This window comes from Phocaeicola sp. RTP21198st1_B8_RTP21198_201120 (assembly GCF_040929485.1).
Taxonomy (GTDB): Bacteria; Bacteroidota; Bacteroidia; order Bacteroidales; family Bacteroidaceae; genus Phocaeicola; species Phocaeicola dorei.
Window position 1 is genome coordinate 1 of the sequence record NZ_JBCOCI010000259.1, and the last position, 1,199, is coordinate 1,199.

2 protein-coding genes are annotated in these 1,199 nt (G+C 41.0%); both read left to right on the top strand.

Going from position 1 to position 1,199, the window contains the following annotated elements:
* On the top strand, nucleotides 1-576 hold a 576-nt coding region (locus AB5935_RS25175; RefSeq protein WP_368327774.1), incomplete at its 5' end, for a MotA/TolQ/ExbB proton channel family protein.
* A 33-nt stretch (nucleotides 577-609) separates the two neighbouring features.
* Nucleotides 610-1,199: ExbD/TolR family protein (locus tag AB5935_RS25180; RefSeq protein WP_368327775.1), on the top strand; the 590-nt coding region annotated here is incomplete at its 3' end.

Sequence of the window (1,199 nt, forward strand, 5' to 3'; positions counted from 1 at the left end):
GCTTTGAGCATCGAGCGTTATTTTGCTCTTCGTTCTGCTTTCGGCAAAGGTTCATTGTCTAAGTTTGTAGCTAACATCAAAGACGCTTTAGCAGCAGGTGACATGAAGAAAGCACAGGAAATCTGTGACAAACAACGTGGTTCTGTTGCTAACGTAGTAACTTCTACTTTGCGTAAGTATGAAGAAATGGAAAAGAACACAGCTCTTCCTAAAGAACAGAAGCTGTTGGCTATCCAGAAAGAACTTGAAGAAGCTACTGCTTTGGAAATGCCTATGATGCAACAAAATCTTCCGATCATCGCTACTATCACTACTTTGGGTACATTGATGGGATTGCTTGGTACTGTAATCGGTATGATCCGTTCATTTGCTGCTTTGTCTGCAGGTGGTGGTGCTGACTCTATGGCTTTGTCACAAGGTATCTCTGAAGCTTTGATTAATACTGCTTTCGGTATCTTGACTGGTGCATTGGCTGTTATTTCTTACAACTATTACACTAACAAAATCGATAAATTGACTTACGGACTCGACGAAGTCGGATTCTCTATCGTGCAAACTTTTGCTGCTACTCACTAATTCTGCGAACCCTTATAAAATCTATTATTAATCATGGGTAGAGCGCAAATTAAAAAGAAAAGTACGTTCATAGATATGACAGCTATGAGTGACGTTACTGTATTGCTTCTGACTTTCTTTATGTTGACTTCAACATTTGTGAAGAAAGAACCAGTACAAGTTACCACTCCGGCTTCCGTATCGGAAATCAAGATTCCGGAGACGAATGTACTCCAGATTCTGGTTGATCCGGAAGGAAAAATATTTATGAGCCTCGACAAGCAGCAGGATATGCAGGCTGTATTGGAGAGCATGGGTGAAGAGTATGGCATTAAGTTTACTCCGGAACAGGAGAAGAGATTTATCTTGTCTTCTACTTTTGGAGTACCTATCAGAAGTATGCAGAAATATCTTGATCTCCCGGAAGATCAACGGGATAAGATCCTAAAGAATGAAGGTATTCCATGCGATAGTGTTGACAATCAGTTTAAATCGTGGGTACGTAATGCACGTGCCGCTAACGCTGATCTACGTATTGCTATCAAGGCAGACGCTACAACTCCATACTCAGTGATAAAGAACGTTATGAACTCACTTCAGGATTTGCGGGAAAATCGGTACAATCTGATTACTTCTCTCAAGGC